We start from the raw sequence: 25,454 nt of genomic DNA on the forward strand, positions 1-25,454 counted from the left end.
TGTTAATTGGACACATTTTATGCTGAAGTCATTTTTTTGTATAGTCGTTTACCCGCTGCCCGCGCGCCGAAGTTAAAGAGCAATACCGCGATAATTAATACCGCAGAAGCTCCCGCCGAAACGGCCGCGCCGTCAGGCATAGTACCTTCTGTATTGATTTTCCAAATATGGACAGCCAATGTTTCAGCTTGCCGGAAAATACTAATCGGACTGGAAACACTTAAAGGATTCCAGTTGGTAAAGTCAAGGGCAGGGGCGCTTTGTCCAGCTGTGTAAATCAAAGCCGCCGCTTCACCAAAGATTCTGCCTGAGCTCAAAATCACCCCAGTTAAAATTCCCGTTGTTGCCTCAGGTACAACAATACGTGTCACGGTTTCCCAACGAGACAGACCTAAAGCTAGCCCTGCTTCTCGTTGCGTATAATGAACCGCTTGTAAAGATTCTTCGACGTTTCTGGTTAAAAGTGGTAAGTTAAAGAAAGTTAATGCCAACGCACCTGATAAAATCGAAAAGCCATATTCAAACTGGATAACAAAAACTAAGAAGCCAAATAAACCAACTACAACTGAAGGTAGTGAGCTTAAAATCTCAATTGACGTCCGAATCACATCTGTAATCCAATTTTTTTGGGCATATTCAGATAAATAAATTCCTGCGCCAAGAGAAATCGGAAAACTAATCAGCATCGTAATAAAAAGTAAATAAAACGAGTTAAACAACTGAATACCAATCCCACCACCAACTTGGTAGGCTTTAGAAGGTTGTGTTAAAAAATCCCATGAAATATGGGGGACGCCCCTGACTAAAATATATAAAAGTAAAGAGGCTAAAATCAAAACGATAATACCAGAAATTGCGTATAAAACGCCAGTTGCAATTTTATCAGAACGTTTTGCATTCATTATTTCAAGGCCCCTTTCTTCCCGATTAAACGAATAACAATATTAAAGATTAATGACATTAATAATAAGATGAGTGCTAATGACCATAAGACGTTATTTTCCACTGTTCCCATAATCGTATTCCCAATTCCCATCGTTAAAATCGATGTCAAAGTGGAAGCAGGCGTTACTAAACTGTTTGGCATTAAAGCCGCATTACCAATTACCATTTGAATGGCTAGTGCTTCTCCAAAAGCTCGCGCCATACCAAAAACTACGGCCGTTAAAATTCCCGGCACAGCTGCACGTAAAACCACTTTATAAATCGTTTGCCAACGCGTTGCCCCTAATGCCAGAGATGCTTCCCGATAATGTCTTGGGACTGCTTTTAACGCATCAACGGTCATCGTTGTTACGGTCGGTAAAATCATAATAAATAAGACAAATGTTCCCGCCAAAATACCAAAACCTGTGCCACCAAAGACCGAACGGACGGCCGGTACGATGACAGACAAGCCGATAAAACCATAAACAACCGAAGGAATCCCGACAAGTAATTCAATAACTGGCTGTAATATCTTTTGTCCTTGCTTTGGAGAAATTTCAGTCATAAAAACTGCTGCCCCAATGGCAAAAGGCGTTGCAACAATTGCGGATAAAAAAGTAACGATAAAAGAGCCTGCAATCATTGGAAGTGCTCCTACCATTGGTTTTCCATCTGCCCCTAATTGACTTGGATTCCACTGGGTTCCAAATAAAAAGTCAAATAGATTAATTTTATCGGTGAAAAAAGTTGCCAAACCTTTACTGGCGACAAAATAAAAAATTGATAAAACCACTAGAACAATTAAAGCGATACATAAAAAACTAATTATTTTACCTCGCGTTTCCATTTTAGCCCGTTTCGATTTGGTTAGTAGTGCTTTTTTTACATCTTCCAAAAAGAATTCCTCCTTAATACTTCACGTATTATACTCATTTATTTTTTTGTTAGAGGTTTTGTGACATACTTTCACACTTGTACAGTCTACCTCGTCAAAGTCAATTTGCTTTTAACTTATTGTAAATTTTGTGTAAACTTTACGATTTTTGCTTTTTAAATTTTTTGAGTCAAAAAAATCCTTTTCTTTTTCATTCTTCCAAATAGGCAAATATGCTGACAAATTGATAAAAAGCTTCGCAGACTCTTACTTACAATCGACAAAAGTTTGTAGCTAAAGCCTGCTTGAAGTAGTCTGCTGTAAAGCGATTTATTCTTAGGAAAATGTTATCCTATCCCTATAAAAAAAACACCTTGTCTCATAGACAAAGTGTTTTGTAAAAACTCCTTAATTAATCACATTACCTTCCCAGTCTCGTTCAACTTTCATACCTGAAACAGGAAGATAGCCTAATTTTCCGACAATATTTTTTTGGACATCATCTGATAAAATATAAGCTAAAAAGTCCTCGGTTAACTTGGTTGGTTTTCCTTTTGTATACATGTGTTCATAGGCCCAAATTTTCCAATCATTGGTTGTAACATTTTCATCAGTTGGTGTGATACCGTCAATTTTTATAGTCGCCACATCTTTTGTTACATAAGAAAAGGCCACATAGCTAATTGCCCCCGGAGTATCTGCAACAATTTGACGTACCATTCCGCTAGAGTCTTGTTCTTGAGCGCGAATAGCAGTTTTTCTATCCAACACCCACTTTTCAAAAGTTCCCCGCGTGCCACTACCAGCAGCTCGGTTTAAAATGACAATCTTTTGATTTTTACCGCCAACTTCTTGCCAATTGGTAATTTTCCCTAAAAAGATATCCCGCAATTGCGTCATCGTCAACGCATCAACACCCACACCTTTATTTACAATCGGTGTAATTCCCACCACTGCAACTTTGTGGTCAACTAAATCTTTAGCTTTAATGCCGGATTTTTCTTCAGCGAATAAATCCGAATTTCCAATTTCAACGGCACCTGATTGTACTTGGCTTAAACCAGTCCCGCTGCCGCCCCCTTGAACGTTTACAAATTTACCTGGATATTTATTTTGATATTCTTCGGCGACCGTTTCCACTAAAGGTTGTAACGCCGATGATCCTACGGCGGTAATTGACTCACCACGATCAATCCATTTTGCACAACCCGTCAGAGCCAATAATAGGCTACAAGATGCTACAAATAATAATGCTTTTTTCATCATCTGCTCCTTGTCTTTCATCCTTGTAATTTACATTACGTATTCAAGTCTTTTATCGATAGTCATTATTTTAACATTAAGTGACAGCCATTTAAATGAAAAATTTTTAGCTGCCCTTGGCAAGGGTTACAAAAATACTACCCAGTTATTTTTTACTATGCTATACTATTTTGTGAAAAGTGTCATTTGATAATTGATTCTTTCTTACTTCCCCAAAATAAGAAATACCCCAAATCAAGATTAACTTCACTTTTCACCATTTCAACAGCATTCTCCCCATATGCAGTGAAATGAAAGCAAAGACTGGCCGACTGCCGGTCTTTTTTTATCTAGAAACAAAGGATAAATTTTTACAAGAAAAAATTGGTTGGCTGCTTTAGCCCTGTCCAGCTTTTCTAACTAACTCCCTGAGCCATAAATCAAAAATTGCGCCAATGAAAAAAATTCCAGCAAATCCTGGTTTTACGGCTCAAGGCTAAATGATTCCTCAGCTTTTTTATAGCAAGGGGGAAATCAAGCGTGCCAAACCTTCTTTAAATTTCACTATCACGCTTCGTTTGTTGTACAATTCTTTTGTCACAAGCTTGGATTTTAAGGAATCATTATAGAAAGCCTGTCGTACTTTAGCCGCCATTTTCTCATCATATAATAAAGCGTTCACTTCAAAATCCAGTCGAAAAGAACGCACATCAATATTGGCTGACCCAACGGAAACAATCCCAGCATCAATAATCATTGTTTTAGCGTGCATAAAACCATTTTCATAAGTTTCAATCACCGCCCCATATTCCAATAATTCCGCAGCAAAAGAATAAGTTGCCCAATACACGAGGGGATGATCTGGTTTATTGGGAATTTGAATTTGCACATGAACCCCAGATAACAACGCTAATTTTAAGGCTTCGTGAATAGATTCGTCGGGAATATAATACGGTGTTTGAATGAGAATTTCTTTTTTTGCCATACCAATCATTTTCAAATATGTCATTTTGATTTGCTCATATTCTGAGTCAGGGCCACTGGTAATAATTTGAATTGGCACGTTTCCACTGGCTTCAACTACAGGAAAATAATCTTCTGCAAATAACACTTCATTTTTATGTTGTGAGTTCCAATCCATTAAAAATCGGTTTTGCAAAGAATAGACCGCTGGACCAAAGATGCGCAAATGATTATCCCGCCAATAGCCAAATTTCTCTACAATTCCTAAATATTCATCTCCCACATTAAAGCCACCTGTATAGCCGATCGTTCCATCTATCACCACAATTTTGCGGTGATTTCGGTAATTAATACGGGGATTGATGTAGGGGACAAAAAGAGGAAAGAATAAAGAGACCTCGCCTCCGACTTCTTTTAACTCACTAAAAAAATTCAAGCTGACTTGGGTAGACCCCCATGCATCCAACAAAACTCTTACTTTTACTCCTCTTTTGGCTGCCCTCGTTAGTGCATCTCGAACTTCTACGCCGAGATTATCACTTCGATAAATGTAGTATTGCATATGAATATGATTTTTAGCCGCATCGATATCTTGAATCAAACGATCAAATTTCTGCCGGCCATCGGTAAACAATTGTACATCATTCGTTGTTGTATATAAGGACCGTTCAAAAACAGTGAGCATATAAACAATTTGCTTAACATCCACTTGCGCAGTATTAGGATGGGGAAATAAATTCCGCATTAAGGCTTGTCGCTGCTCCTCAATTTCAACATTCATCCCAACTTTTCCTTGCATTTTCAAGTCAAAGATTTTCTCTTTGGAAATTCCCCGCCCAAAGAAAATATACAAAATGAAACCTAACACGGGAATAAACATCAAAACCAAAAGCCATGCCCATGTTTGCGCTGTTTGTTTTCGTTCTCGAAAAATGATAATAAAAGACAAAAGCATATTGGCGATTACTAAAATAGTCGATATGTTTTGGGTAAGATAATCCAACACCTTTTTTCTCCTTACTTCATTTGAATTCTCCTTATAAAGGATAGCGGACTTAGCAAACAAAGTAAAGAACAACACAATACAACTGATTTTTATACCTTATCTGAAAATTTTATACTTGCCTTATGGTCAAAAAAAAACGACCGGCTAAAAACCGGTCGTAAAGAGTTTTTAAACTTTTAGGAAACGGCGCATAGACATCACCGAACCAATTGAACCAATAACCACACCGACAACCACCATTAAAAGACAAATTTGCCAAGTAAAAGTGTCCGGTGCTAATAAACTATAGTTTGAACGTAATAAAGACGGGTTAACCCAACGGTAAACTTGATTGTAACCAAATACCATAATCAATACGGGTACGACTGAACCAAGTAAGCCAATCCAACCACCTTCTAAAAAGAATGGCCAACGGATATAACCGTTTTTTGCGCCTACTAGACGCATAATTTGAATTTCTCTTTGACGGGATAAAATGGTAATTCGAATCGTATTGGAAATTAAGAACATTGCGACAAAAACTAGCAAGACTGCTGCAGCCAAGCCCCATGTTTTAATTGCATCGGCAATTTTAAAGATTCGATCTGAGTTGGTACCACCATAATCTGCCCGGAAAACATTGCTTAAATTTCCAGCTTCTTTTGAAATTGTCTTTGTATATTTAGGATTTTCTGCACTCACAACATAAACATCATAAAGCGGATTACTATCCCCTTCAAATTGTTGCCACGCATCCCCCATCGCGTCTTGAATTTTTTTCAATTCATCAGCTTTACTAGAAAAATGTACCCCTTTAACATGATCCAATCCTTCTAGTTCGGTTTTTAATTTATCCATATCAGGTTGTTTGGTTCCAATATCAACAAAGACAGAAACGTCCACATTTTTTTCAATATCTTGTGCCAATTTCGTAGCATTCATAATAACACCCATAAAGACACCAACTAAGGTCAGTGTAATGGTAACCGCACTGACAGAAGCAATTGTCATCCAGCCGTTACGTTTTAAGCTTTTAATACTTTCCAATAAGTGGCGGAAAAAAGTTCTAATCATCGTAGCCGTATTCTCCTTCCGCTTGGTCACGAATAATGCGTCCATTTTCAATTGCAATAACCCGATGTCTAATCGTATTTACAATTGTACTATTATGGGTAGCCATTACAATTGTCGTTCCTTGTCCATTAATCCGATCCAATAGTTTCATAATTTCCCATGAATTTTCTGGATCCAAGTTACCAGTTGGTTCATCGGCGATTAATACTTTAGGTGTATTCACAATTGCCCGCGCGATGGAAACCCGTTGTTGTTCCCCACCAGATAACTCACTTGGGAAAACACGGACTTTATGTTTTAAACCAACTAAATCCAAAACTTCCATTACCCGTTTTTTGATATCTCGTGGCTTACGTCCAATTACTTGCATTGCATAGGCAACATTTTCATAGACTGTTTTTTTTGGCAATAATTTATAATCTTGGAAAACTACTCCGATTTCTCGGCGCAACAAAGGAACTTCTTTGTTTTTGATGTTTAATAAATCATAACCAGCAACGTTTAAAACGCCCTTGGTAGCTTTTTCTTCCCGATACATCAATTTAATAAAGGTTGATTTCCCAGCGCCGGAAGGTCCGACCACATAGACAAATTCACCTTGATCAATATCGATAGTGATATTACGGATGGCAGTCGTACCGTTGGAGTACTTCTTCATTACATCCTTCATTTCAATCATGGCTATCTCTCCATCTCATTTTTTTCATACCCGCTCATTATAACATGTCAATATTGCAGTAATCTTTCACAAGTTTACATTTTGATTTCATTTAAAAGAAAATTAATCCTCACCTTGACGTAGTTTCATTTTCAAGAAGGCATCAATGAAACCATCCAAATCACCATCCATTACAGCTGTGACATTTCCGGTTTCGTAATTATTACGGTGATCTTTAACCATTGAATAAGGATGAAAAACATAAGAACGAATTTGCGAACCCCAGCCAATTTCTAATTGTTCGCCTCTTAATGCAGCTGCTTCTTGTTCTTTTTTCTCAACTTCTAGTTGATACAATTTTGCTTTTAACATGCCCATTGCTTGTTCTCTATTTTTTAACTGGGAACGTTGCGCTTGACTAGCCACTACAACACCTGTTGGAATATGGGTAATACGTACAGCAGATTCAGTTTTATTGATATGCTGTCCACCAGCACCGCTAGCCCGATACGTGTCAATTTTTAAATCATCGGGATTAATTGCGATATCAATCGTATCATCTAATTCCGGCATTACATCCACCGAACAAAAAGAAGTATGTCGTCTTGCATTTGAGTCAAAAGGTGAAATCCGAACTAGGCGATGTACGCCACGCTCTGATTTTAAATAACCAAAAGCATTATGGCCTTTAATTAACAAGGTTACACTTTTAATTCCTGCTTCATCACCGGCTTGGTAATCCAATGTCTCTACCTGATAACCATGCTTTTCTGCCCAGCGGGTGTACATTCTTAAAAGCATACTTCCCCAGTCTTGGGATTCTGTCCCGCCAGCACCAGGGTGTAGTTCTAAAATGGCATTATTATGATCATAAGGTTCATCTAATAGTAAAGAAAGTTCATAAGTTTGTAATTTTTCTTTTAGCGCAGGTAATCTGGTTGCCAGTTCTGCGTTCATTTCTGAATCGTCTTCTTCTTCTAACATTTCTACCATTACCGCTAATTCTTCTTCTTCTGCTGCTAATTGATTAAACTGATCATAAGTTGCTTTATTAGCATTATTTTCATTAATAACTTTTTGCGCTTTTTTTGTATTATCCCAAAAACCTGGCTCAGCCATTTGATGTTCAGCTTGAGCAATCGCCTCTTCCAACTCGTCTAAGTCAAAGAGACCTCCTAAATGATTGAATTTGGTCTTTCATGGTACTTAACTGTTGTTTCATCTCACTTAATTCCATTGAAGATTCCTCCTGTTAAAAACAGCTTTTTGCTTTTTCTTTTTATAGTAGAGATATTTTTATGGTTCTATCATAACCAAAAGATAAGGCTGGTACAAGTCGCGTACCAGCCTTAGTCTATGAATGATTTTAACTATGCGTTTTTGCCGTGGCAATTTTTATACTTTTTACCGCTGCCGCAAGGACATGGATCGTTACGTCCAACTTTTTTAACTTGTTGTGGTTTTTGCGGTTTTACTTCTTCTTGTTCCGCTTGACCTTGTGCAACTTGCTCTCGTTGCACATTTTGACGAATCTCAGCCTTCATAAACAGACGTGTCACTTCGTATTCAATTGCCCCCACCATATCTTCAAACATCGTATAGCCTTCAGTTTGATATTCTACGAGTGGATTGTTTTGTCCGTAAGCCCGCAGGCCAATTGATTGACGCAATTGATCCATCGCATCGATATGGTCTGTCCATTTAGAGTCAACTACCCGCAAGATAACAACTTTTTCAAACTCCAATAATTGTTCTTGACTATTTAATTGCTCTTTCTTTTGATCAAAAATAGCTTGTGCTTTCTCCATTAAGAAAGTTTTCATTTCTTCGGGTGATTTATTTTCCAGATCAGCCACTGCGATACTATCTTCGTGAACAATGGCGTTACCTGCAAAATCAACAATCCCAGCTAAATTCCATTGACTCTTATCTTCAACTTGAGTATGCGCATCTACGACACGGCTAATCGTACGTTTCACCATGTTCATTAGCGTTTGTGACAAATCCTTTTCTTCCATAATTACTTCTTGTCGTTGACCGTAAATAACTTCACGTTGTTCCCGCATTACATCGTCATATTGCAAGACATTTTTACGAGTATCGTAGTTATTACCTTCAACCCGTTTTTGTGCTGATTCCACTTGTTTAGTCAACATTTTACTTTGAATAACTTGATCTTCTTCATCCAAATTCATACGTTCCATAAAGGCCTTAATTCGTTCAGAACCAAAACGTTTCATCAAATCATCTTCAAGGGATAAATAAAATTGTGAAACCCCTGGATCCCCTTGACGACCTGAACGGCCACGTAATTGGTTATCAATCCGGCGTGATTCATGGCGTTCAGTACCGACAACAGCTAAACCGCCTAATTCTGCCACACCTAAACCTAATTTAATATCCGTACCACGACCAGCCATGTTGGTTGCAATTGTGACGGCACCTTTTTGTCCGGCATTTAAAATAATTTCCGCTTCTTTAAAGTGGTTCTTAGCGTTCAAGACTTCATGGGGAACTTTTTCTTTATCTAACATGTTAGATAACAATTCTGATGTTTCAACGGCAACGGTACCAACTAATACAGGTTGTCCCTTACGGTAACGTTCTTTAATGTCTTTAACAACTGCATCGAATTTAGAATGTAGCGTTGGATAAAGCAAATCAGCTCGATCATCACGAATTACCGGTTGGTTAGTTGGAATTTGGATAACTTGCATGTTGTAGATTTCCCGGAATTCTTCTTCTTCGGTTTTGGCTGTACCTGTCATCCCGGCTAATTTTTTATACATCCGGAAATAGTTTTGGAAGGTAATGGTTGCCATTGTTTTTGTTTCATCTTCAATTTCAACGCCTTCTTTAGCTTCAATCGCTTGGTGTAAGCCATCAGAATACCGACGTCCATCCATAATCCGCCCTGTAAATTGGTCAACGATTAAAACTTTTCCTTCTTGTACCACATAATCAAAGTCGCGAATCATAATGAAATTAGCGCGTAATGCATTATCTAAGTGATGTGTTAAGGCTGTATTTTCAATATCATAAAGATTTTTTAGACCAAAGTTTTCTTCAGCTTTTTCAATCCCAGCTTCTGTTAACCCAATTGTCTTAGACTGAATATCAATCTTATAATCTTCCTCTTCTTTCAAGCGTTTGACAAAGTTATCAGCGCGCGTATAAAGTGCGGTTGATTTTTCAGCTTGTCCAGAAATAATCAACGGTGTTCTAGCTTCATCGACTAAAATCGAGTCCACTTCATCGACAACAGCATAATTTAGTGGTCGTTGCACCATTTGATTGCGATAAACTACCATATTGTCTCGCAAATAGTCAAAACCTAATTCATTATTCGTTGAGTACGTGATATCACAAGCATAGGCAGCCCGTTTTTCCTCTGGTGTTTTAGAGTTGATGTTTAAACCAACCGTCATCCCAAGAAAATTGTACAATTCGCCCATTTCTTGCGAGTCACGAGTGGCTAAGTATTCGTTAACTGTTACCACATGTACCCCTTCGCCGCTTAGGGCGTTTAGGTAGACGGGCATTGTTGCAGTCAATGTTTTCCCTTCACCAGTTCGCATTTCAGAAATATTACCATCGTGTAAAACAATCCCCCCCATTAATTGAACATGGTAAGGATAAAGCCCCAAGACCCGTTTTGCAGCTTCACGTACAACTGCAAACGCCTCTGGTAATAGCTGATCTAGCGTTTCACCTTTTTGATAGCGTCCGCGAAATTCATCGGTTTTTTCTTTTAACTGAAGATCGGATAATGCCGCCATTTTTTCAGCAAACGTTTCGACCTCATTGGCAATTTTATCCAACCGTTTTAAATCTTTTTTATCATTTTCAATTAACTTACGTATAAAGTTGGCCATTAGTGAATAATTCCCCTTCTTTGCATCAATTCTCGTTTCAATTAGAAACTCTCCCATATATTTTAGCATTAAGTTCAAACAAATGAAATACTTAGCATTAGAATCAAGAAGCTTTACTCTAATTTATTATTTTATCTTTTTTAAATAAGGGAAATAAGACAAAATATGAGAAGATATTTAACCTTTTATTTTTCGTAATCAAGCTTTTAGGTGAAATTTATTTTTATTTCACGCTATAATAAAGTTCGTGAAAGCCCATTTTGCTTATTTTACAAAAATAAGCTTACGTGCTAAAACCAAACCAAAAGGAGTGAATTGTTGTGGCTGAAAAAATTTACGCTATCTTAACGTTTTGCGGAGTTTGGTTACTTTATGTTTTTCCTTTGTACCAAGGAGCCTTAGAGTTATCTGAACCTAACAAAATGCTAAAGAGATTTCAAAAAAGCGGGCATAAATATCCCAAAGTATCCCCTTGGTATTGGCTTTTTCCCCCTTTAAAAATTCACAAAGAAAAAATCCGAGGCATAAAAATGTTGCGGGATAATATCAGCAGCAAAAAAGAAATGGATCGACTTTTTCGTTATTTCAACAAGGCGGTAGCTTGGTATTACATCGCTATTGCTGGGGTGCTAAATGGGATTGTTGCGACCCATGAACTATTCGCTGTGTTTTCTTTACAAGAGCATTTCATCTCCATGATTGTCTTTGACTGTATTTTAATTTTAGCAGGTCTTTACCATGTTCATTATCGTTTAAATGATGCCCGGAAAAATCGGCTATTAACCAAAATTTTTCAAAGTGAAAAATATAACGAATAAAAAAGCGAGTAACGAAAGTTCCCCAAAAAGCAAAAATAAAAAAAGGTTCAAGCTAGACGACTTAAGACGCCCGGCTTGAACCTTTTTATCTTTTTTTAGTTTGTTTCAATTAAACCGTATTTACCATCTTTACGGCGGTAAACGATGCTAGTGCCATTGGTTTCAGCATCTTCAAAAATAAAGAAGTTATGTCCCAACATATTCATTTGTAAAACAGCTTCTTCACTGTCCATTGGTTTTAATGATAAGCGTTTGGTGCGGACGATATCTAATGCTGCTTCTGTTTCATCGTCACCTGCTTCATTGTTAAATAAAACCGCTGCTTCTGCTGCAGGAACTGCTGTTTCACGAGATTTACGATTGATTTTTGTTTTGAATTTACGAATTTGACGTTCTAGTTTATCAACGACCAAATCGATACTTGCATATAAATCTGGTGAAGTTTCTTCTGCGCGCAATACCAAATATGGTAGTGGGATTGTCACTTCCACTTTCGCTGTTTTTTCAGTATAAACCTTTAAGTTCACATGAGCCGTTGCATCGGGCGCATCTGTAAAGTAACGCTCCAACTTACCGACTTTTTTCTCTACATAATCGCGAATAGCTTCTGTAACTTCAATATTTTCTCCGCGTACATTGTATCTAAACATAACAATTGCCCCTTTCGTCTACCACTAAAGAAGGTAAAAGGACCACTCTTTTGCCTTCTTCTTACTATTATTATAGCGAACTCTAACCTATTTGCAAAGTTAAACGCTAACAAATTCATGAATTTCTCAAATCTATTCATGACGCCTAACATAAGGCTTTAACGTGCCAATGTAAAAGTTGCAACGGCCTTTGCATTGTGGGCGTATAAAAGTGCTACGCCATGGTAAAGCGTACGTCCTGTCGTATAAACATCGTCTACTAACAAAAATTTACGTCCTGAAATTATCACATCTTTTTTGATAATGTAAGGTTGTTTTAAACCCAGCCGTTCCGTTCTTTTTTTACTTGCTTGCGGAGGATCGTGTTGTTTACGAATTAAAATATTTTCATAAGTAATCCCAGCAGCCTTCAATAGTTCTTCTACTTGATTAAAGCCACGCTCTTTTTGACGTTCTTTCGATAACGGCAACGGAACAATAATAAAGTCACGATACCTCTTTAGTGCTTGCTTTACCGATAAAGAAAACGTGTGACACAATGGATAATCCCCTTCAAATTTATAGCGATACAACCATTCTTTAAAAGCATCATTATAGTGATAAAGTGCTTGGTGATAAAGAACAAAGTCAGGATACATTTTTCGCCATTTTTGACAATCTTGGCAAAGTTCATCGCAATTTGGACGCATGCACCCTTCACAGGCGCGCTTAGCTTCAATTTTTTGAAAGCGAGCCAGACAGTCTTCGCATAATTCTTCATTTGCAAGTAACCAAGGAAAGATGATTTCTTGTATCAAAAGATTACGGCTAATTTTTTGCTGACAATTACTACATTTCATTAAGCAACCCTGCCTTTTTTGCTTGCTGATTCAAGTTTTTAGTTGTTTGAAGCGTTTTTCTGATTGCGTTTGTCATTTGCGTAAAATAAAAAACAACCTCGCTATTTGAAAAATCACCTTTACGATCCGCTCTTCTAGCAATCTGTAAGAGGGTAGCTTGGGTAAAAATTAGATGATCTGCACCAAAAACCAAAACAGAAACATTGGCAAAGGTCACACCGCGTTCCATGACAGTCGAACAGCAAAAAATTTGAAATTTATTTTGTCGCATACGTTTTACTTTTGTTTGGCGCTCACAATCTGCCGCATGCACACTGCCAACAGCGACGTCGCCTAATTCCATTTTGAGAAATTTTTCCATGGCCAACACTTGCTGTACTGTGGCGCAAAATAAGAGTAAATGATTGTGTTGTAATAATTGCATCACTTGACTTAAAAACTTCTTTTTAATTCGGTAGGATAGTGGTAATTTTTGTGTCTTGATTCTTATTAGTTTTGGAAGAGGTAACTGGCGACGATGAAATCGTGCAGGTAGACAAAATAACCCCCCTGTCTTTTGAGCAGCTTTAATTTCAGTTTCACTAGGGGTCGCACTTAAAAAGACACAAGAACCTGTTTTGTGTAAGGCATTGTTTACAGCAAAATGTAGTCTCTGATCACCAGCGTAAGGAAAGGCATCAATTTCATCAACGACAATCAAATGAAATGCTGCTTTAAAATAGAGTAATTGGTGGGTCGTACAAACCAAAAGCGAAGTTGGCTGATAGGGTTTAGCACCATAATGACGCAACCCGATTTCAAGCTTTGGAAATACAGCTTGCAAACGAGGCTGAATTTCACAACAGACATCAACACGCGGACTACAAAATGCCACACTCAGGCCTTTAGCTAAACAATAATGAAGTAAGTCAAATAACATTTCGGTTTTACCGGCTCCAGTGACTGCATAAACTAAACTGGCTCGCTGTTGTTTAAAATTTTCTACTAATCCTTGACTGATTTTTTTCTGCGCAGCAGTCAGTTGTCCGCAAAAAATCAAGTCTACTGTCTTTTTTTTCGGGTTTGCTAGTGGCAGCACACCTAAATAATGGCTAGAAGTAACGCGACCAAATGCCATACACGCACGGCAGTAATGACGGCCATCGGGCAATTGATTTTCTGATTTTAAAAATTTAGTATTGCAGCGACGACAACGTAAAAAAACTCCATCAACTGTAATCGCCTTTTGAAAAGACAGTGCTGAGTTTTTTCTTACTTCTGCTTTTGTTACCAAGTACTGATAGCCAGGATAAAATTCCATTTTTTTCACCTCAAAAATAGGTACGCAGAAAGGATAAAAAAAGGTGAACCAAACGTTAAATTTAACGTTTGGTTCACCTTTTTATACTATTATTTATTTTCGATTAACGTCATGGCTTGTTTTAAAACATTTTCGCCATTCATCATGCCATAATCGGCCATATTGATGACATCAAGTGGAATTCCTTTTGGTGCTAAGCGTTTTTCAAAGTCGCCTTTCATAAAGCGAACTTGTGGTCCTAATAACATAACGTCAACGGGTTTGCTTTCAATTGAATTATCCGCATCTGAGGCAGATACCGCAAAGACATCTGCTTCAACACCTTGTGCTTCTGCTGCTTTTTGCATTTTTGTAACTAATAAACTGGTACTCATCCCAGCCGAACAAACTAACATAATTGTTTTTTTAGCCATTTTATTTCCTCCTTATGTAATCTTTAAGCTTAACTTAGGCTTACGTCAATTATAAGATAACAATATTTTTTGTCAACGCTTACTACTTGTCCCCCGCCAGCAACCACTTGGCTTTGACGAGTTTATTAAAAACGCTAAATTCTTTATCCAAATTAACATAAACGACTTCATAGCCGGCATTTAACCATGCATACGCCCCTTTTTCAGGGTAATGATAATCATTGGCCCACCATTCTTTGGTTTTACGAGCACTTTTGGGCAGACCACTAGCAGGAAATAATAGTTCATCAAATTGAGTAAAGGTCAGTGTTACTTGCGACCCGCCATTTGTTTTCAAATAATGTGTAATAACGTCATATTTTCGTGCCATGCTGATCACCTCTCCTAATTATCGCTTAAATAAGGTTAAAAGTGCAACCAATAGCTATTTGCAACTTGTTGGTATTTTTTTTATACTAAAAATAAAAGTCAAGCTAAGGAGTACCTTCATGATAGATCACTATTTAACGATTCAAAAAGACGGGGTAGCCGAAATTGAAATTAAAAAATCTCGTTTTATTTGCTCATTAAAACGAGTGGAAACAGAAGATGAAGCTAAACTATTTATTCAACGTGTAAAAAAAGAACATTGGAAAGCTACCCATAATTGCAGCGCTTTTGTAGTCGGGGACAAAAGTGAAATCAAACGTAGTAATGATGATGGTGAACCTAGTGGAACTGCTGGCATCCCCATGTTAGAAGTGTTAGTCAAAAAAGATTTAATCAACGTTGCAGCGGTTGTTACTCGCTACTTTGGCGGGACAAAATTAGGAGCGGGGGGATTAATTCGCGCTTATTCTCATGCTGTTTCTCATGGAATTGATGAAATTGGTATCGTTGAAGGAAAACTCCAGCAAGAAGTTTCACTAACAATTGCTTATCCCTTACTAGGAAAGTTGCAAAACTACTTGGAAAACAACCAGCTAGCGATAAAAGAGACACTCTTTACCGATGAGGTAGTGGTTGTCTGCTCAATCGATGAAGAAAGTGTGGCCGCCTTTGAAGCAAGTATCACTGAATTGTTAAGCGGTCAAGTACAGTTTTTTTATGGTCAAAAAACTTATAACGAAATTTTGCTAGCATAAAAAGCCTTCGTTTATGCCAAAAAGTACGCTGTAAAAACAGCTGTACTTTTTGGCTACAAACTTAGGCTTTTATTTTTCTAAATAAAATTCAAATCGATTGCCAACATACTGGGTTCTCACATATTCAAAAGGAGCACCGTCATCTAGATACGAAACTTGACGCATCCGCAAAATTGCATCCCCACGTTTAATCTTCAAAAATTCGGCAATTTGCTCTGAAGCTAACATGGCAGAAACCGTTTGATTTGCACCGCCAATTTTTAAACCGCCTTTTTCTTCTAAAGTTTTATAAAAAGAAGTCGTAATTTCGGCTTTACTATATTCTTTAATTAAATGCTCTGGAATGCTGGCAACTTCAAAACAGATTGGAACATCATCAGCATAACGAATTCGCTCCATTCGTAAAATACCTTCTTCTGGGGCCAATTTTAATTTCTCCATTTCTGAAGAACTTGGCGCCGTCATAAAATAAGAAACTACTTTACTAGAAGGCTTTCTGCCTTGAGATAGCATAATTTCAGTAAAACTAGTCGTGCCAGTCATTTTTTCTTGGACTTTTTGTCGTGCCACATAAGTTCCAGATCCGATTTTTCTTTCCAAAATCCCTTCATCTGCCAAAGTTTGGATTGCTTGGCGCAAGGTCATCCGACTAACACTAAATTGAGTAGCCAACTCCCGTTCTGATGGCAAGCGGTCTCCGATTTGCCAGACCCCTTTTTCAATTTTAGTTTTGATTTGGTCGTGAATCTGAATATAAATTGGTAAACTATCAGACATTCATTATTTCTCCTTCAATTAAGATCACATTTGATGTAATATTTCCACTCAAATCGTATCATCATTATAACTGGTATATACCTAATTAGCAAACTTTTCAGCTGTTTTTCTTCTCCTTTATCACAAAAAAGCCTTGGAAATTAGCTATCTTTCCAAGACTTTTTTCACTATTTACTTTTACACTTTTATTTTGGTACAGATATTTACTGTCATTTTTAAACCGAAAGTTCTTCTTCTGTTAACATTTTATTGGCTGTGGCCATCATTAAACGAATTCGATTTAATTGATTTACTAAAGACACACCTGGATCATAATCAATCGCAGCGATGTTAGCTTTTGGATATTGATGACGCAATTCTTTAATAACGCCTTTACCAACTACATGGTTTGGCAAACAGCCAAAAGGTTGCATACAAACAATATTATTAACACCCGTTTTTAACAACTCAATCATTTCCCCAGTTAAAAACCAGCCCTCACCCGTGTGATTTCCAATGGATAAAACTTTGCTGGCATCTGCTGCTAAATCGTAAATAGACTGAATACCATCAAAGCGCTCTGAAGCTCGCAGTGCTTTATCCATCGGACGTTCAACCATTTCGATTAAACGAATCCCAAATTCAGCTAAAACTTTCCCTTTTTTGGCCATTCCCAAATTCTCATACTTCCAAATTTGATTGTATAAAGAATAATTCATAAAACCAATAATATCTGGAACTACGGCTTCAGCCCCTTCTGCTTCTAGTAAGCGCACAATATCATTATTGGCCGTTGGTGAATATTTCACTAAGATTTCCCCAACTACACCGACTTTGGGTTTCACGGCATCAGACAAAGGGACAGTATCAAAATCAGCGATAATTTTTTTCATATTGCGATTAAACTGGGTCAATGAACCATTGCGTACATTTTTAGCTACTTTTTTCAACCAATCTGCGTGCATTTGATCAATTTGACCTTTTTTAAGTTCGTAAGGACGAGTGCGATAAACCACCCGTTCAAATAAATCACCATATAAAAAGGCAACTACAATTCGTTTTAACATCGGCAGGGTAAATTTGAAACCTGGATTTGATTCGACTCCTTTATTTCCCATCGACACTGAAACGACTGGCACTTGTGGGAAGCCAGCATCATTTAAAGCTTTGCGTAAGAGCGGAATATAATTTGTCGCACGACATCCCCCACCAGTTTGTGTCATCATCACACTAGTATTGTTTAAATCGTAAGCACCACTTTCTAATGCCTCCACTAATTGACCAATTGAGATAATGGCAGGGTAACATGCATCGTTATTCACGTATTTCAAGCCAACATTTACAGCATCTTTATCTTCTGCAGGTAAACAAACCACATTATACCCCGAAGCTTTTAAGGCTTCATCAACTAGTCCATCTTGATGGATCGGACTAAGCATCGGCAATAGTAAAGTATGTTTTTTACGCATATCTTTAGTAAAGACGATTTTTTCTGGCTCATCGTAGCGTTTTGTTGGCGTGAAGTCTTGTTTATCCCGTTCCTTCACTGCTGCTTTTAATGAACGCAAGCGAATCCGAATCGCACCTAAATTCGAGCCTTCATCAATTTTTAGCACCGTATAAATTTTCCCATACTGGTCCATGATTTCTTCGACTTGGTCAGTTGTCACCGCATCCAAACCACAGCCAAAGGAATTCAATTGCACTAATTCAAGATTTTTAGATTTTGCCACCACACGTGCTGCCGCGTAGAGGCGGGAATGATAAACCCATTGATTTACCACGCGCAAATTACCAACATCACTTAGATGAGAAATACTATCTTCGGTTAAAACATGGAAACCTTCTTGGGTAATAACTTCACTGATACCATGATTAATTTCAGGATCCAAATGATACGGACGGCCAGAAATAACGATACCACGTTCTCCTTTGGCTTGTAACATGGCCAAAGTTTCTTCACCTTTATTGCGAATGTCTTGTTTAAAGTTTTCCAATTCTGCAAAACCATGGTGAACAGCAGCAGCCATTTCTTCTTTTGTGATCCCCAAATCTGCAAAGGTTTTGCTCAAGACCTCAATTACCGCAGCCTCATTTGCTAAGTTCAAGAAAGGATTGCGGTAATCAACTTTACCTTCGCGAATATCATCAACATTGTTGCGAATAACATCGGGATAACTTTGCACAATGGGACAATTAAAATGATTGTCTGCTTCTGGACTTTCTTGCCGTTCAAAAACCACACCAGGGTAAAAAATCAGTGGTACTTCTTTGTCAATCAAAGCTTGAATATGACCGTGAGTAATTTTAGCTGGATAACAAGCGGTATCACTTGGAATCGTTTCCATTCCTTGTTCATACAACGCTTTATTTGATCGGGGTGAAAGTTGGACTCTAAAACCTAAATCTGTAAATAACGTATGCCATAGAGGATAATTTTCATACATATTCAAGACTCGAGGAATCCCCACCACACCTCTTAGCGCATCTTTTTTCCGCAATGGACGGTATTTGAAAAGACGTTTGTATTTATAATCTATTAAATTGACGCGACGATCTTCTTTTTTAATTTTGATTTTTGCTCCGCGTTCACAGCGATTTCCTGTTATAAATTGACGTCCATCAGAAAAAATCGTGACCGTTAATTGACATTTATTTTCACACAAATTGCAATGGGTGAATTCTTTTTCAGCAGTAAACGTCGCTAATTCTTCGGCATCTAAAATCGTGCTTTCTTCAGCAATATCATAATTTTCTAATGCGATTAATGCGGCACCATAAGCACCCATTAACCCTGCAATAGAAGGTCTGACAACTTGACGCCCAGAAATTTCTTCAAAAGCACGTAAAACCGCTTCGTTGTAAAATGTTCCTCCTTGGCAGACAATTTTTTCTCCCAATTCATCAGGGCGACGAATCTTAATTACTTTATAAATGGCATTTTTGATGACCGAATAAGAAAGTCCTGCTGAAATATCGCCAACACTGGCACCTTCTTTTTGGACTTGTTTTACCTTTGAATTCATGAAAACCGTACAACGAGAACCTAAATCTACCGGCGCTTGTGATTGTGTGGCTGCAAGGGCAAAATCTTTTACATCGTAATTTAGCGATTTAGCAAACGTTTCGATGAAAGAACCGCAACCAGATGAGCACGCTTCATTTAACTGAATGGAAGATAAAACACCATCTTTAATCGTCATAGCTTTCATATCTTGGCCACCAATATCCAAGATAAAGTCTACACCTGGTTGAAAATGATTGGCTGCTTTGTAGTGAGCCATGGTTTCGACTTCGCCAATATCGACTTTCAACGCATTTTTGATGAGATGTTCTCCGTAACCTGTTACTGCTGCTTTTCCGACAAAAACATCAGCTGGCATTTTCTGATAAAGATCGGTTAAAACTGCCATGGTTGTTTCGAGTGGCTGGCCTTCATTGTTACCGTAAAAAGAAAATAATATCCGACCCGCATCATCAATTAACACCACTTTTGTTGTGGTTGAACCTGCATCGATTCCTAAAAATGCTGCGCCTTGATGTGTAGTCAAATCTTTTTCTTCTGCTGTTGCTTGGCCGTGACGTGTTCTAAATTCTGTTAACTCCGCATCACTACTAAATAAGGGTTGTAATGTATCGGTAGGCTTTAATTGGTCTTGTTGTCCATTTTCTAAGCGGTCCAATAAATTTGCTAACGTGGTAGCCTCACCTTCTTTAGCAAACAAAGCTGCCCCCATCGCCACAAATAGTTGTGGATTTTCAGGAAAAACAATATCTTCTGGGGCGATATTTAACGTCTCAACAAACCGTTTTCTTAGTTCAGACATAAAATACAAAGGACCACCTAAAAAGGCAACTTTCCCTTTGATTTTTCGTCCTGCTGCAAGGCCTGCAATTGTCTGATTAACCACTGCTTGAAAAATACTCGCTGCAATATCTGCTTTATCAGCGCCTTCATTAATTAAAGGCTGAACATCGGTTTTAGCAAAGACACCACACCGAGAAGCAATAGGATAAATTGTTTGATAATTTTTTGCCAATTCATTAACCCCATTGGCATCCGTTTTTAAAAGTACCGCCATCTGATCGATAAAAGCACCGGTACCACCGGCACAACTACCATTCATGCGTTGCTCTAATGCCCCTTCAAAAAAGGTGATTTTAGCATCCTCACCACCTAATTCAATGACGACATCTGTTTGAGGGATAATTGTTTCAACCGTTTTGGTACAAGCAATTACTTCTTGCACGAAGGGAATTTCTAAAACTTCTGCCAGACCCATCCCACCAGAACCGGTAATTTGTAAAGATACGGGAGTATCTTTGATTACTGCTTGACCTTCAGACAAAATTTTATTTGTCGCTTTTTTCACATCCGAAAAGTGACGTTCGTATTTTGCGAAAATTGTTTCATTTTTTTCATTTAAAATGACTAATTTAACCGTCGTAGAACCGACATCAATACCTGCTTTTAATTTCATATGTATCACCCTTTTTATACAACAGCTTGTTGATTAACTTACAACCCGTCTGATATAATACTCATGTCTATTTTAAATTCTTGCTCACTTTTTGACAATACACAAACAAAAGCAGTTTGTGACATAAGCAACAAACTTACGTTTTTTGTTGCTTATCTAGAAAGGAAATTTCAATGAAAAAAACTGACTTACGCGTTAAACGCACAAATAAAATGATTATTGAAGCGTTTATTCATTTGGTGGAAAAAAATGGGTATGAACAAGTTACCGTACAAGATATTGCCGATCAGGCAATGATCAACCGTGCGACTTTTTATGCCCACTACAAAGACAAGCAAGACCTGTACGAAACAATTTTCGATTATGCGCTAACCGCCTTTACCTCAGTTTTAAATCCTGCCGAATTGGTAAAAGGCAATCGGATTAAAGTCAAACAAATCGAAGTCGTTATGACTAAAATTTATCGGAATATCCATGAAAATCGCAAATTCTATCTGACGATTATGGACGCTTCGGCAAATGAAATTTTACGTAAAAAAATTGCCGACATATTAAATGAACAATATGCCGACGTCTTTAACCGTTTAAAAATTACCGAAAATGAAATTGAAGTGCCCATGGACTTTATTATCGAATATATGACCTCCATTTTTATCGGCACTTTACATTGGTGGCTAACAACAGATTCACAAATGACACCAGAACATCTGGCCAAATTGGTTATTAAACTAGTTGGTAACGGCCATTTAACTGTTTTAGGTATTGAAATTGAGAAATAAAAGGCTCTGGAGAAAATTTTTACAACTTTTTCGCCAGAGCCTTTTTTAATCAGATACTTTTCATTTTTTTAATAGTTTTTAGCCCGCCATTTAATTGTGTGCTTGGTTGGACGTGCTTTTTTTACGTCTAGTCCCTTTTTAGAAACGTTGATAAAGTAATCATCATTTTTTAACATATAACGAACTTTTTCAGCTGTTTCAGTTACAGTTTCAGCAATTTTTTCTTTGATTTTCATATGAACTCCTCCTACTTATACCTATTTTCATTGTACAAAACAATAATGAAAATAGGCGATCTTCTTTTTCATTTTAGATGAATGTAGGACTAAGAGCAAATGAAACGAGCCCATAACTTATTTTAAAGCTTTGGTGTTTTTAAACAGCGCATCGCATTTAAAACTGCAATTAAAGTGACCCCCACATCAGCAAAGACAGCCCATCCCATTGCAACAAAACCGGCAGCACCTAAAATCAAAAAGAAAATTTTGATAGTGAGGGCAAAAATAATATTTTGCTTTACAATTTTTAATGTTTTACGGGCTATTTTGATTGCCGTAGCAATTTTAACCGGGTTATCATCCATGATTACAGCATCTGCTGCTTCGATGGCTGCATCACTTCCTAAGCCACCCATTGCAATCCCAATATCAGCTGTTGCTAAAACCGGCGCATCATTAATTCCATCTCCCACAAAGGCAACCTTATTATCATTTTCACGCAATTTTTCTACATGGCTAACTTTATCTTGTGGTAAAAGACGGGCATAAACTTGATCTAAACCTAATGTTTCGCCTACACTTGCGGCAACTGCTTTGCGGTCACCGGTTAACATAACTGTTTGTTTGACCCCAAGTGCTTTTAATTTGTTGACTGCACCTTTAGCTTCTGGTTTAATCTGATCGTTTACTACCAAATAGCCAGCCAATTGGCCGTTGACTACTAAGTAAACAACGGTGCCTAAACTGCTTACTTTGGGTAAAGCAATATGATGCTCTTTTAAATATTTATCATTTCCAGCAAAAACTTCTTTTCCCTCAATTATGCCGCTGACACCAAAGCCGGCAATCTCTTTACTTGCACTTACAGCAGGTATTTTTTCATCTTTTGCCGCTAAAACTATTGAACGTGCAATGGGATGACTTGAATTTTGTTCTAAAGCACTGGCATAGGCTAAAACAGGAATTTCACTTTTTTCAACCACTACTTTAGTAACAGCAAATTCACCTTTAGTTAAAGTACCTGTTTTATCAAAAACAACTGTGTTAACTTTTGCTAAGGTTTCTAAATAATTTGATCCTTTGATTAAAATTCCGGCACGGCTAGCACCTCCGATACCACCAAAGAAACTGAGCGGCACTGAAATAACCAACGCACAAGGACAAGAAATAACTAAGAAAGTTAAGGCTCGGTATAACCATTCTTGAAAATCACCGACAAATAGCGTTGGAACTATGGCTAATAGGAGCGCTAAAACTACAACAATTGGCGTGTAGACACGTGCAAATTTTGTAATAAATCGTTCTGCTGGTGCTTTTTGACTACTGGCATTCTCTACTAAATCTAAAATTTTGCTGACCGTTGACTGACCAAAATTTTTCGTTACTTCCACGATTAAAGTAGTATCTTTGTTAATACAACCACTCAACACCTGATCACCGACGGCTACGGCTTGTGGCATGGACTCACCTGTCAAAGCAGAAGTATCCAAATAGCCACTCCCTGTTTTTACAATCCCATCCAAAGGAATCTTCTCACCAGGATTGACCTGAACCAGCTCTCCTATCTTAACTGTTTCAGGTTTCACCATTACCGACTCATTTTTTGTAACTAAACGTGCAACGTCTGGACGTACATCCATTAAGGCTTTAATATTTTTGCGAGATTTTCCCACCGCATAGTCTTGGAAACACTCACCGATTTGATATAAGAGCATAACCAATACCGCTTCTGTGTGATCTCCAATAAAAAAAGCGCCAATTGTTGCAATGGTCATCAAAAAGTTTTCATCAAAAACTTGACCAGAAAATAAATTTGTAACTGCCGTTTTCACAATGTCATAGCCGATTAAAAGATAGACGGCTGCGTACAAAATTGTATTCCAAGGATCTGTAAGTTGCAAAAAAAGTAGTAATGACAGTGCTAGCGTTGTAAGTAAAATTCTTGTCACTAATACTTTTGCGTTTTTGTTTCCATGATCGTGATGATGTTTTTGGCTAACTGTATCTTTTTTTATCATCGTTACATCTGGCTCAATTTTTTTTATAAGTTGCTTACTTGTTATCTCAATGGCTTCTGCATTTTTTTCATCGCAATCAATCGCTAAGCTTGCTTGCATAAAATCCACTTGTGCCTTACTCACTCCATCTACTTTTGCTATTGCGCGTTCGATTTTAGCGGCACAATTTGCACAATCCAAACCATTTAATTGATATTTTAATTCCATTTTAACCACTCCTTTACAATCGTTTACATGAATATATTTTCATATGTATTATAAATGAATGCAAATTCATATGTCAAGCGTAAAAAAAAGAAGTTTCGCAACTAAGCAAAACTCCTTATTATTTATCCTCTTTATCTTCTGGATGTTTGTTTAAAACATCTTGCCGAAAACGGCGATTGCCTAAAAATTTCAAAGCACACATTAACGGTTGTCGATTTTCTCCCACCAAACCAATTAATTCAATAAATAATTCTAAACCAATAGCAGTAAAGAGAATTAGCAAAACCGTCGCCCAGGTACTCGCATAATTCATTAATAAAGCAATAAAAGAAAAAACTAAGGCTAACGCATAAATTGTCAGCACTGCCCCGCGATGGGTAAAACCTAAAGAAAGCAGGCGATGATGTAAATGCATTTTATCAGCCGAAGAAATAGGTTGTTTATTAAACTTACGGCGAATCATCGCGTAAACAGTGTCTGTAATTGGCACGCCCAAAATAAACATTGGTGTTAAAATCGTGATAAATGTGGCATTTTTCAATCCTTGTAAAGATAAAATCGCAATCATATAACCTAAAAAAAGTGCTCCTGTATCGCCTAGATAAATTGTCGCTGGATGAAAATTATACGGAAAAAAACCAAGGATAGCAGCTACCAGGCTAAAGATAATAATTGCTAAAAAAACACCCGTACGCGGTAAGAAAAAGTAACTAATCAACCCGATTGTCGTTAATCCAATAATGGAAATCCCAGCCGCTAAACCATCCAAACCATCAATAAGATTGACAGCATTGGTTATTGCTAAAATCCACAATAATGTTACCGGTAAACTCAACCAACCTAATTCAAAGCGACCAAAAAATGGCAAACTAAAGGTATTAATTTCAATGCCCCCAATGAAGTAAGCCTCCAAAGCGGCTAACGTTATCCCTAGTGTCTTTTGCAGTGGGGTTAATTCAAAAACATCATCAATTAAGCCGGTAATAACAATGATTAATGCACCTAAAATCATTGGCCAAACTTTTCCAATCGGTAACGTATCATTAAATTCCCAAAGCACTGCAATCGAAAATGAAATAAAAATACTCAAGCCACCAGCTGTTGGCATCGTTTTGGTGTTAATTCTTCTCGCCCCAGGTTTATCCACTGATCCAATTTTAAAAGCCAAAAGTTTAATAATAGGTGTCAAAACCAAAGAGATAATCATTGTTAAAAAGAGCCTTATAATAAAACGAAAGGTAAAGGTCATCGTG

Annotated in this window: 21 protein-coding genes; 3 read left to right on the forward strand and 18 right to left on the reverse strand. The window is 37.6% G+C overall.

The genetic code is table 11. The features are described from left to right. Positions 1 to 17: 17 nt before the first annotated feature. From pstA to secA, 8 genes are all read right to left on the reverse strand, one after another. Positions 18 to 902 (reverse strand): phosphate ABC transporter permease PstA, encoded by an 885-nt coding sequence (gene pstA, locus P3T75_RS08865; RefSeq protein ID WP_282461374.1) that lies wholly within the window; start codon positions 900 to 902, stop codon positions 18 to 20. Further along, on the reverse strand, positions 902 to 1,822 hold the full coding sequence (gene pstC, locus P3T75_RS08870; RefSeq protein ID WP_206903154.1) for a phosphate ABC transporter permease subunit PstC: 921 nt from the start codon (positions 1,820 to 1,822) through the stop codon (positions 902 to 904). The genes pstA and pstC overlap by 1 nt, the downstream gene beginning before the upstream one ends. Before the next feature lie 387 nt (positions 1,823 to 2,209). Beyond that, entirely contained in the window at positions 2,210 to 3,064 is an 855-nt protein-coding gene (locus P3T75_RS08875; RefSeq protein ID WP_282461375.1) for a phosphate ABC transporter substrate-binding protein PstS, read from the reverse strand. A gap of 496 nt (positions 3,065 to 3,560) precedes the next feature. Then, positions 3,561 to 4,961 (reverse strand): cardiolipin synthase, encoded by a 1,401-nt coding sequence (gene cls, locus P3T75_RS08880; RefSeq protein WP_230709007.1) that lies wholly within the window; start codon positions 4,959 to 4,961, stop codon positions 3,561 to 3,563. A gap of 219 nt (positions 4,962 to 5,180) precedes the next feature. After that, on the reverse strand, positions 5,181 to 6,065 hold the full coding sequence (ftsX, locus tag P3T75_RS08885; RefSeq protein ID WP_206903156.1) for a permease-like cell division protein FtsX: 885 nt from the start codon (positions 6,063 to 6,065) through the stop codon (positions 5,181 to 5,183). Then, on the reverse strand, positions 6,058 to 6,744 hold the full coding sequence (gene ftsE / locus P3T75_RS08890) for a cell division ATP-binding protein FtsE (RefSeq protein ID WP_206903157.1): 687 nt from the start codon (positions 6,742 to 6,744) through the stop codon (positions 6,058 to 6,060). Before ftsE ends, ftsX begins: the two co-directional genes overlap by 8 nt. A 102-nt stretch (positions 6,745 to 6,846) precedes the next feature. Continuing rightward, positions 6,847 to 7,960 (reverse strand): peptide chain release factor 2 gene (prfB, locus tag P3T75_RS08895; RefSeq protein ID WP_282461376.1). Its coding sequence is split into 2 segments (ribosomal slippage): positions 6,847 to 7,887 and positions 7,889 to 7,960, totalling 1,113 coding nucleotides; the frame shifts between segments, so codons are not numbered across the junction. Positions 7,961 to 8,093: 133 nt separating this feature from the next. Beyond that, positions 8,094 to 10,598, reverse strand: coding sequence for a preprotein translocase subunit SecA (gene secA, locus P3T75_RS08900; RefSeq protein WP_282462589.1), 2,505 nt, complete (start codon positions 10,596 to 10,598; stop codon positions 8,094 to 8,096). 320 nt (positions 10,599 to 10,918) lie between these two features. On the opposite strand from secA, the gene P3T75_RS08905 reads away from it, so the two are divergent. Beyond that, positions 10,919 to 11,416, forward strand: coding sequence for a hypothetical protein (locus tag P3T75_RS08905; RefSeq protein WP_206903159.1), 498 nt, complete (start codon positions 10,919 to 10,921; stop codon positions 11,414 to 11,416). Positions 11,417 to 11,511: 95 nt separating this feature from the next. On the opposite strand, the gene hpf is transcribed toward P3T75_RS08905, so the two are convergent. The 5 genes from hpf to P3T75_RS08930 form a co-directional block, all read right to left on the reverse strand. Then, the gene (hpf, locus tag P3T75_RS08910; RefSeq protein WP_206903160.1) at positions 11,512 to 12,066 is read right to left on the reverse strand and encodes a ribosome hibernation-promoting factor, HPF/YfiA family; all 555 of its coding nucleotides are present in this window, start codon (positions 12,064 to 12,066) and stop codon (positions 11,512 to 11,514) included. Positions 12,067 to 12,224: 158 nt separating this feature from the next. Beyond that, positions 12,225 to 12,905, reverse strand: coding sequence for a ComF family protein (locus tag P3T75_RS08915; protein WP_282461377.1), 681 nt, complete (start codon positions 12,903 to 12,905; stop codon positions 12,225 to 12,227). Then, on the reverse strand, positions 12,895 to 14,205 hold the full coding sequence (locus tag P3T75_RS08920; protein ID WP_282461378.1) for a DEAD/DEAH box helicase: 1,311 nt from the start codon (positions 14,203 to 14,205) through the stop codon (positions 12,895 to 12,897). Before P3T75_RS08920 ends, P3T75_RS08915 begins: the two co-directional genes overlap by 11 nt. Before the next feature lie 89 nt (positions 14,206 to 14,294). Next, positions 14,295 to 14,618, reverse strand: coding sequence for a PTS sugar transporter subunit IIB (locus P3T75_RS08925; RefSeq protein ID WP_230708872.1), 324 nt, complete (start codon positions 14,616 to 14,618; stop codon positions 14,295 to 14,297). 82 nt (positions 14,619 to 14,700) lie between these two features. After that, positions 14,701 to 14,988: a DUF7662 domain-containing protein gene (locus P3T75_RS08930; RefSeq protein WP_282461379.1), complete on the reverse strand. Its 288-nt coding sequence runs from the start codon at positions 14,986 to 14,988 to the stop codon at positions 14,701 to 14,703. 118 nt (positions 14,989 to 15,106) lie between these two features. Here P3T75_RS08930 and P3T75_RS08935 point away from each other — a divergent pair, with 118 nt between their 5' ends. Then, complete coding sequence (locus P3T75_RS08935) at positions 15,107 to 15,742, forward strand: YigZ family protein (protein ID WP_282461380.1); 636 nt, start codon at positions 15,107 to 15,109, stop codon at positions 15,740 to 15,742. Between the two features lie 69 nt (positions 15,743 to 15,811). Here the strand turns inward: P3T75_RS08935 and P3T75_RS08940 are convergent, their stop codons facing one another. Together P3T75_RS08940 and P3T75_RS08945 are read right to left on the reverse strand one after the other, a co-directional pair. Next, positions 15,812 to 16,519: a GntR family transcriptional regulator gene (locus tag P3T75_RS08940; protein ID WP_206903907.1), complete on the reverse strand. Its 708-nt coding sequence runs from the start codon at positions 16,517 to 16,519 to the stop codon at positions 15,812 to 15,814. Positions 16,520 to 16,734: 215 nt separating this feature from the next. Then, entirely contained in the window at positions 16,735 to 20,979 is a 4,245-nt protein-coding gene (locus P3T75_RS08945) for a 2-hydroxyacyl-CoA dehydratase (RefSeq protein WP_282461381.1), read from the reverse strand. A gap of 173 nt (positions 20,980 to 21,152) precedes the next feature. Between P3T75_RS08945 and P3T75_RS08950 the strand changes: the two genes are divergently transcribed. Continuing rightward, a complete protein-coding gene (locus P3T75_RS08950; RefSeq protein ID WP_230708877.1) occupies positions 21,153 to 21,758 on the forward strand; it encodes a TetR/AcrR family transcriptional regulator in 606 nt (201 codons plus the stop codon). A 68-nt stretch (positions 21,759 to 21,826) separates the two neighbouring features. On the opposite strand, the gene P3T75_RS08955 is transcribed toward P3T75_RS08950, so the two are convergent. From P3T75_RS08955 to P3T75_RS08965, 3 genes are all read right to left on the reverse strand, one after another. Next, a complete protein-coding gene (locus tag P3T75_RS08955; protein ID WP_206903904.1) occupies positions 21,827 to 21,994 on the reverse strand; it encodes a hypothetical protein in 168 nt (55 codons plus the stop codon). A 122-nt stretch (positions 21,995 to 22,116) separates the two neighbouring features. After that, positions 22,117 to 24,201, reverse strand: a complete 2,085-nt coding sequence (locus P3T75_RS08960; RefSeq protein WP_282461382.1) for a heavy metal translocating P-type ATPase — start codon at positions 24,199 to 24,201, stop codon at positions 22,117 to 22,119. Positions 24,202 to 24,319: 118 nt separating this feature from the next. Continuing rightward, positions 24,320 to 25,450, reverse strand: a complete 1,131-nt coding sequence (locus tag P3T75_RS08965) for a glycosyltransferase family 4 protein (RefSeq protein WP_282461383.1) — start codon at positions 25,448 to 25,450, stop codon at positions 24,320 to 24,322. Between the last annotated feature and the right edge of the window lie 4 nt (positions 25,451 to 25,454).

It is taken from the genome of Enterococcus montenegrensis, from assembly GCF_029983095.1.
Lineage (GTDB): Bacteria > Bacillota > Bacilli > Lactobacillales > Enterococcaceae > Enterococcus_C > Enterococcus_C montenegrensis.

Bases quoted from the DNA above. Each gene is read 5' to 3' on its own strand.
- pstA (WP_282461374.1), bottom strand. From the start codon at position 902: ATGAATGCAAAACGTTCTGATAAAATTGCAACTGGCGTTTTATACGCA.
- P3T75_RS08875 (WP_282461375.1), bottom strand. From the start codon at position 3,064: ATGAAAAAAGCATTATTATTTGTAGCATCTTGTAGCCTATTATTGGCT.
- cls (WP_230709007.1), bottom strand. From the start codon at position 4,961: ATGCTTTTGTCTTTTATTATCATTTTTCGAGAACGAAAACAAACAGCG.
- ftsX (WP_206903156.1), bottom strand. From the start codon at position 6,065: ATGATTAGAACTTTTTTCCGCCACTTATTGGAAAGTATTAAAAGCTTA.
- ftsE (WP_206903157.1), bottom strand. From the start codon at position 6,744: ATGATTGAAATGAAGGATGTAATGAAGAAGTACTCCAACGGTACGACT.
- secA (WP_282462589.1), bottom strand. From the start codon at position 10,598: ATGGCCAACTTTATACGTAAGTTAATTGAAAATGATAAAAAAGATTTA.
- hpf (WP_206903160.1), bottom strand. From the start codon at position 12,066: ATGTTTAGATACAATGTACGCGGAGAAAATATTGAAGTTACAGAAGCT.
- P3T75_RS08915 (WP_282461377.1), bottom strand. From the start codon at position 12,905: ATGAAATGTAGTAATTGTCAGCAAAAAATTAGCCGTAATCTTTTGATA.
- P3T75_RS08920 (WP_282461378.1), bottom strand. From the start codon at position 14,205: ATGGAATTTTATCCTGGCTATCAGTACTTGGTAACAAAAGCAGAAGTA.
- P3T75_RS08925 (WP_230708872.1), bottom strand. From the start codon at position 14,618: ATGGCTAAAAAAACAATTATGTTAGTTTGTTCGGCTGGGATGAGTACC.
- P3T75_RS08930 (WP_282461379.1), bottom strand. From the start codon at position 14,988: ATGGCACGAAAATATGACGTTATTACACATTATTTGAAAACAAATGGC.
- P3T75_RS08935 (WP_282461380.1), top strand. From the start codon at position 15,107: ATGATAGATCACTATTTAACGATTCAAAAAGACGGGGTAGCCGAAATT.
- P3T75_RS08940 (WP_206903907.1), bottom strand. From the start codon at position 16,519: ATGTCTGATAGTTTACCAATTTATATTCAGATTCACGACCAAATCAAA.
- P3T75_RS08945 (WP_282461381.1), bottom strand. From the start codon at position 20,979: ATGAAATTAAAAGCAGGTATTGATGTCGGTTCTACGACGGTTAAATTA.
- P3T75_RS08950 (WP_230708877.1), top strand. From the start codon at position 21,153: ATGAAAAAAACTGACTTACGCGTTAAACGCACAAATAAAATGATTATT.
- P3T75_RS08955 (WP_206903904.1), bottom strand. From the start codon at position 21,994: ATGAAAATCAAAGAAAAAATTGCTGAAACTGTAACTGAAACAGCTGAA.
- P3T75_RS08960 (WP_282461382.1), bottom strand. From the start codon at position 24,201: ATGGAATTAAAATATCAATTAAATGGTTTGGATTGTGCAAATTGTGCC.
- P3T75_RS08965 (WP_282461383.1), bottom strand. From the start codon at position 25,450: ATGACCTTTACCTTTCGTTTTATTATAAGGCTCTTTTTAACAATGATT.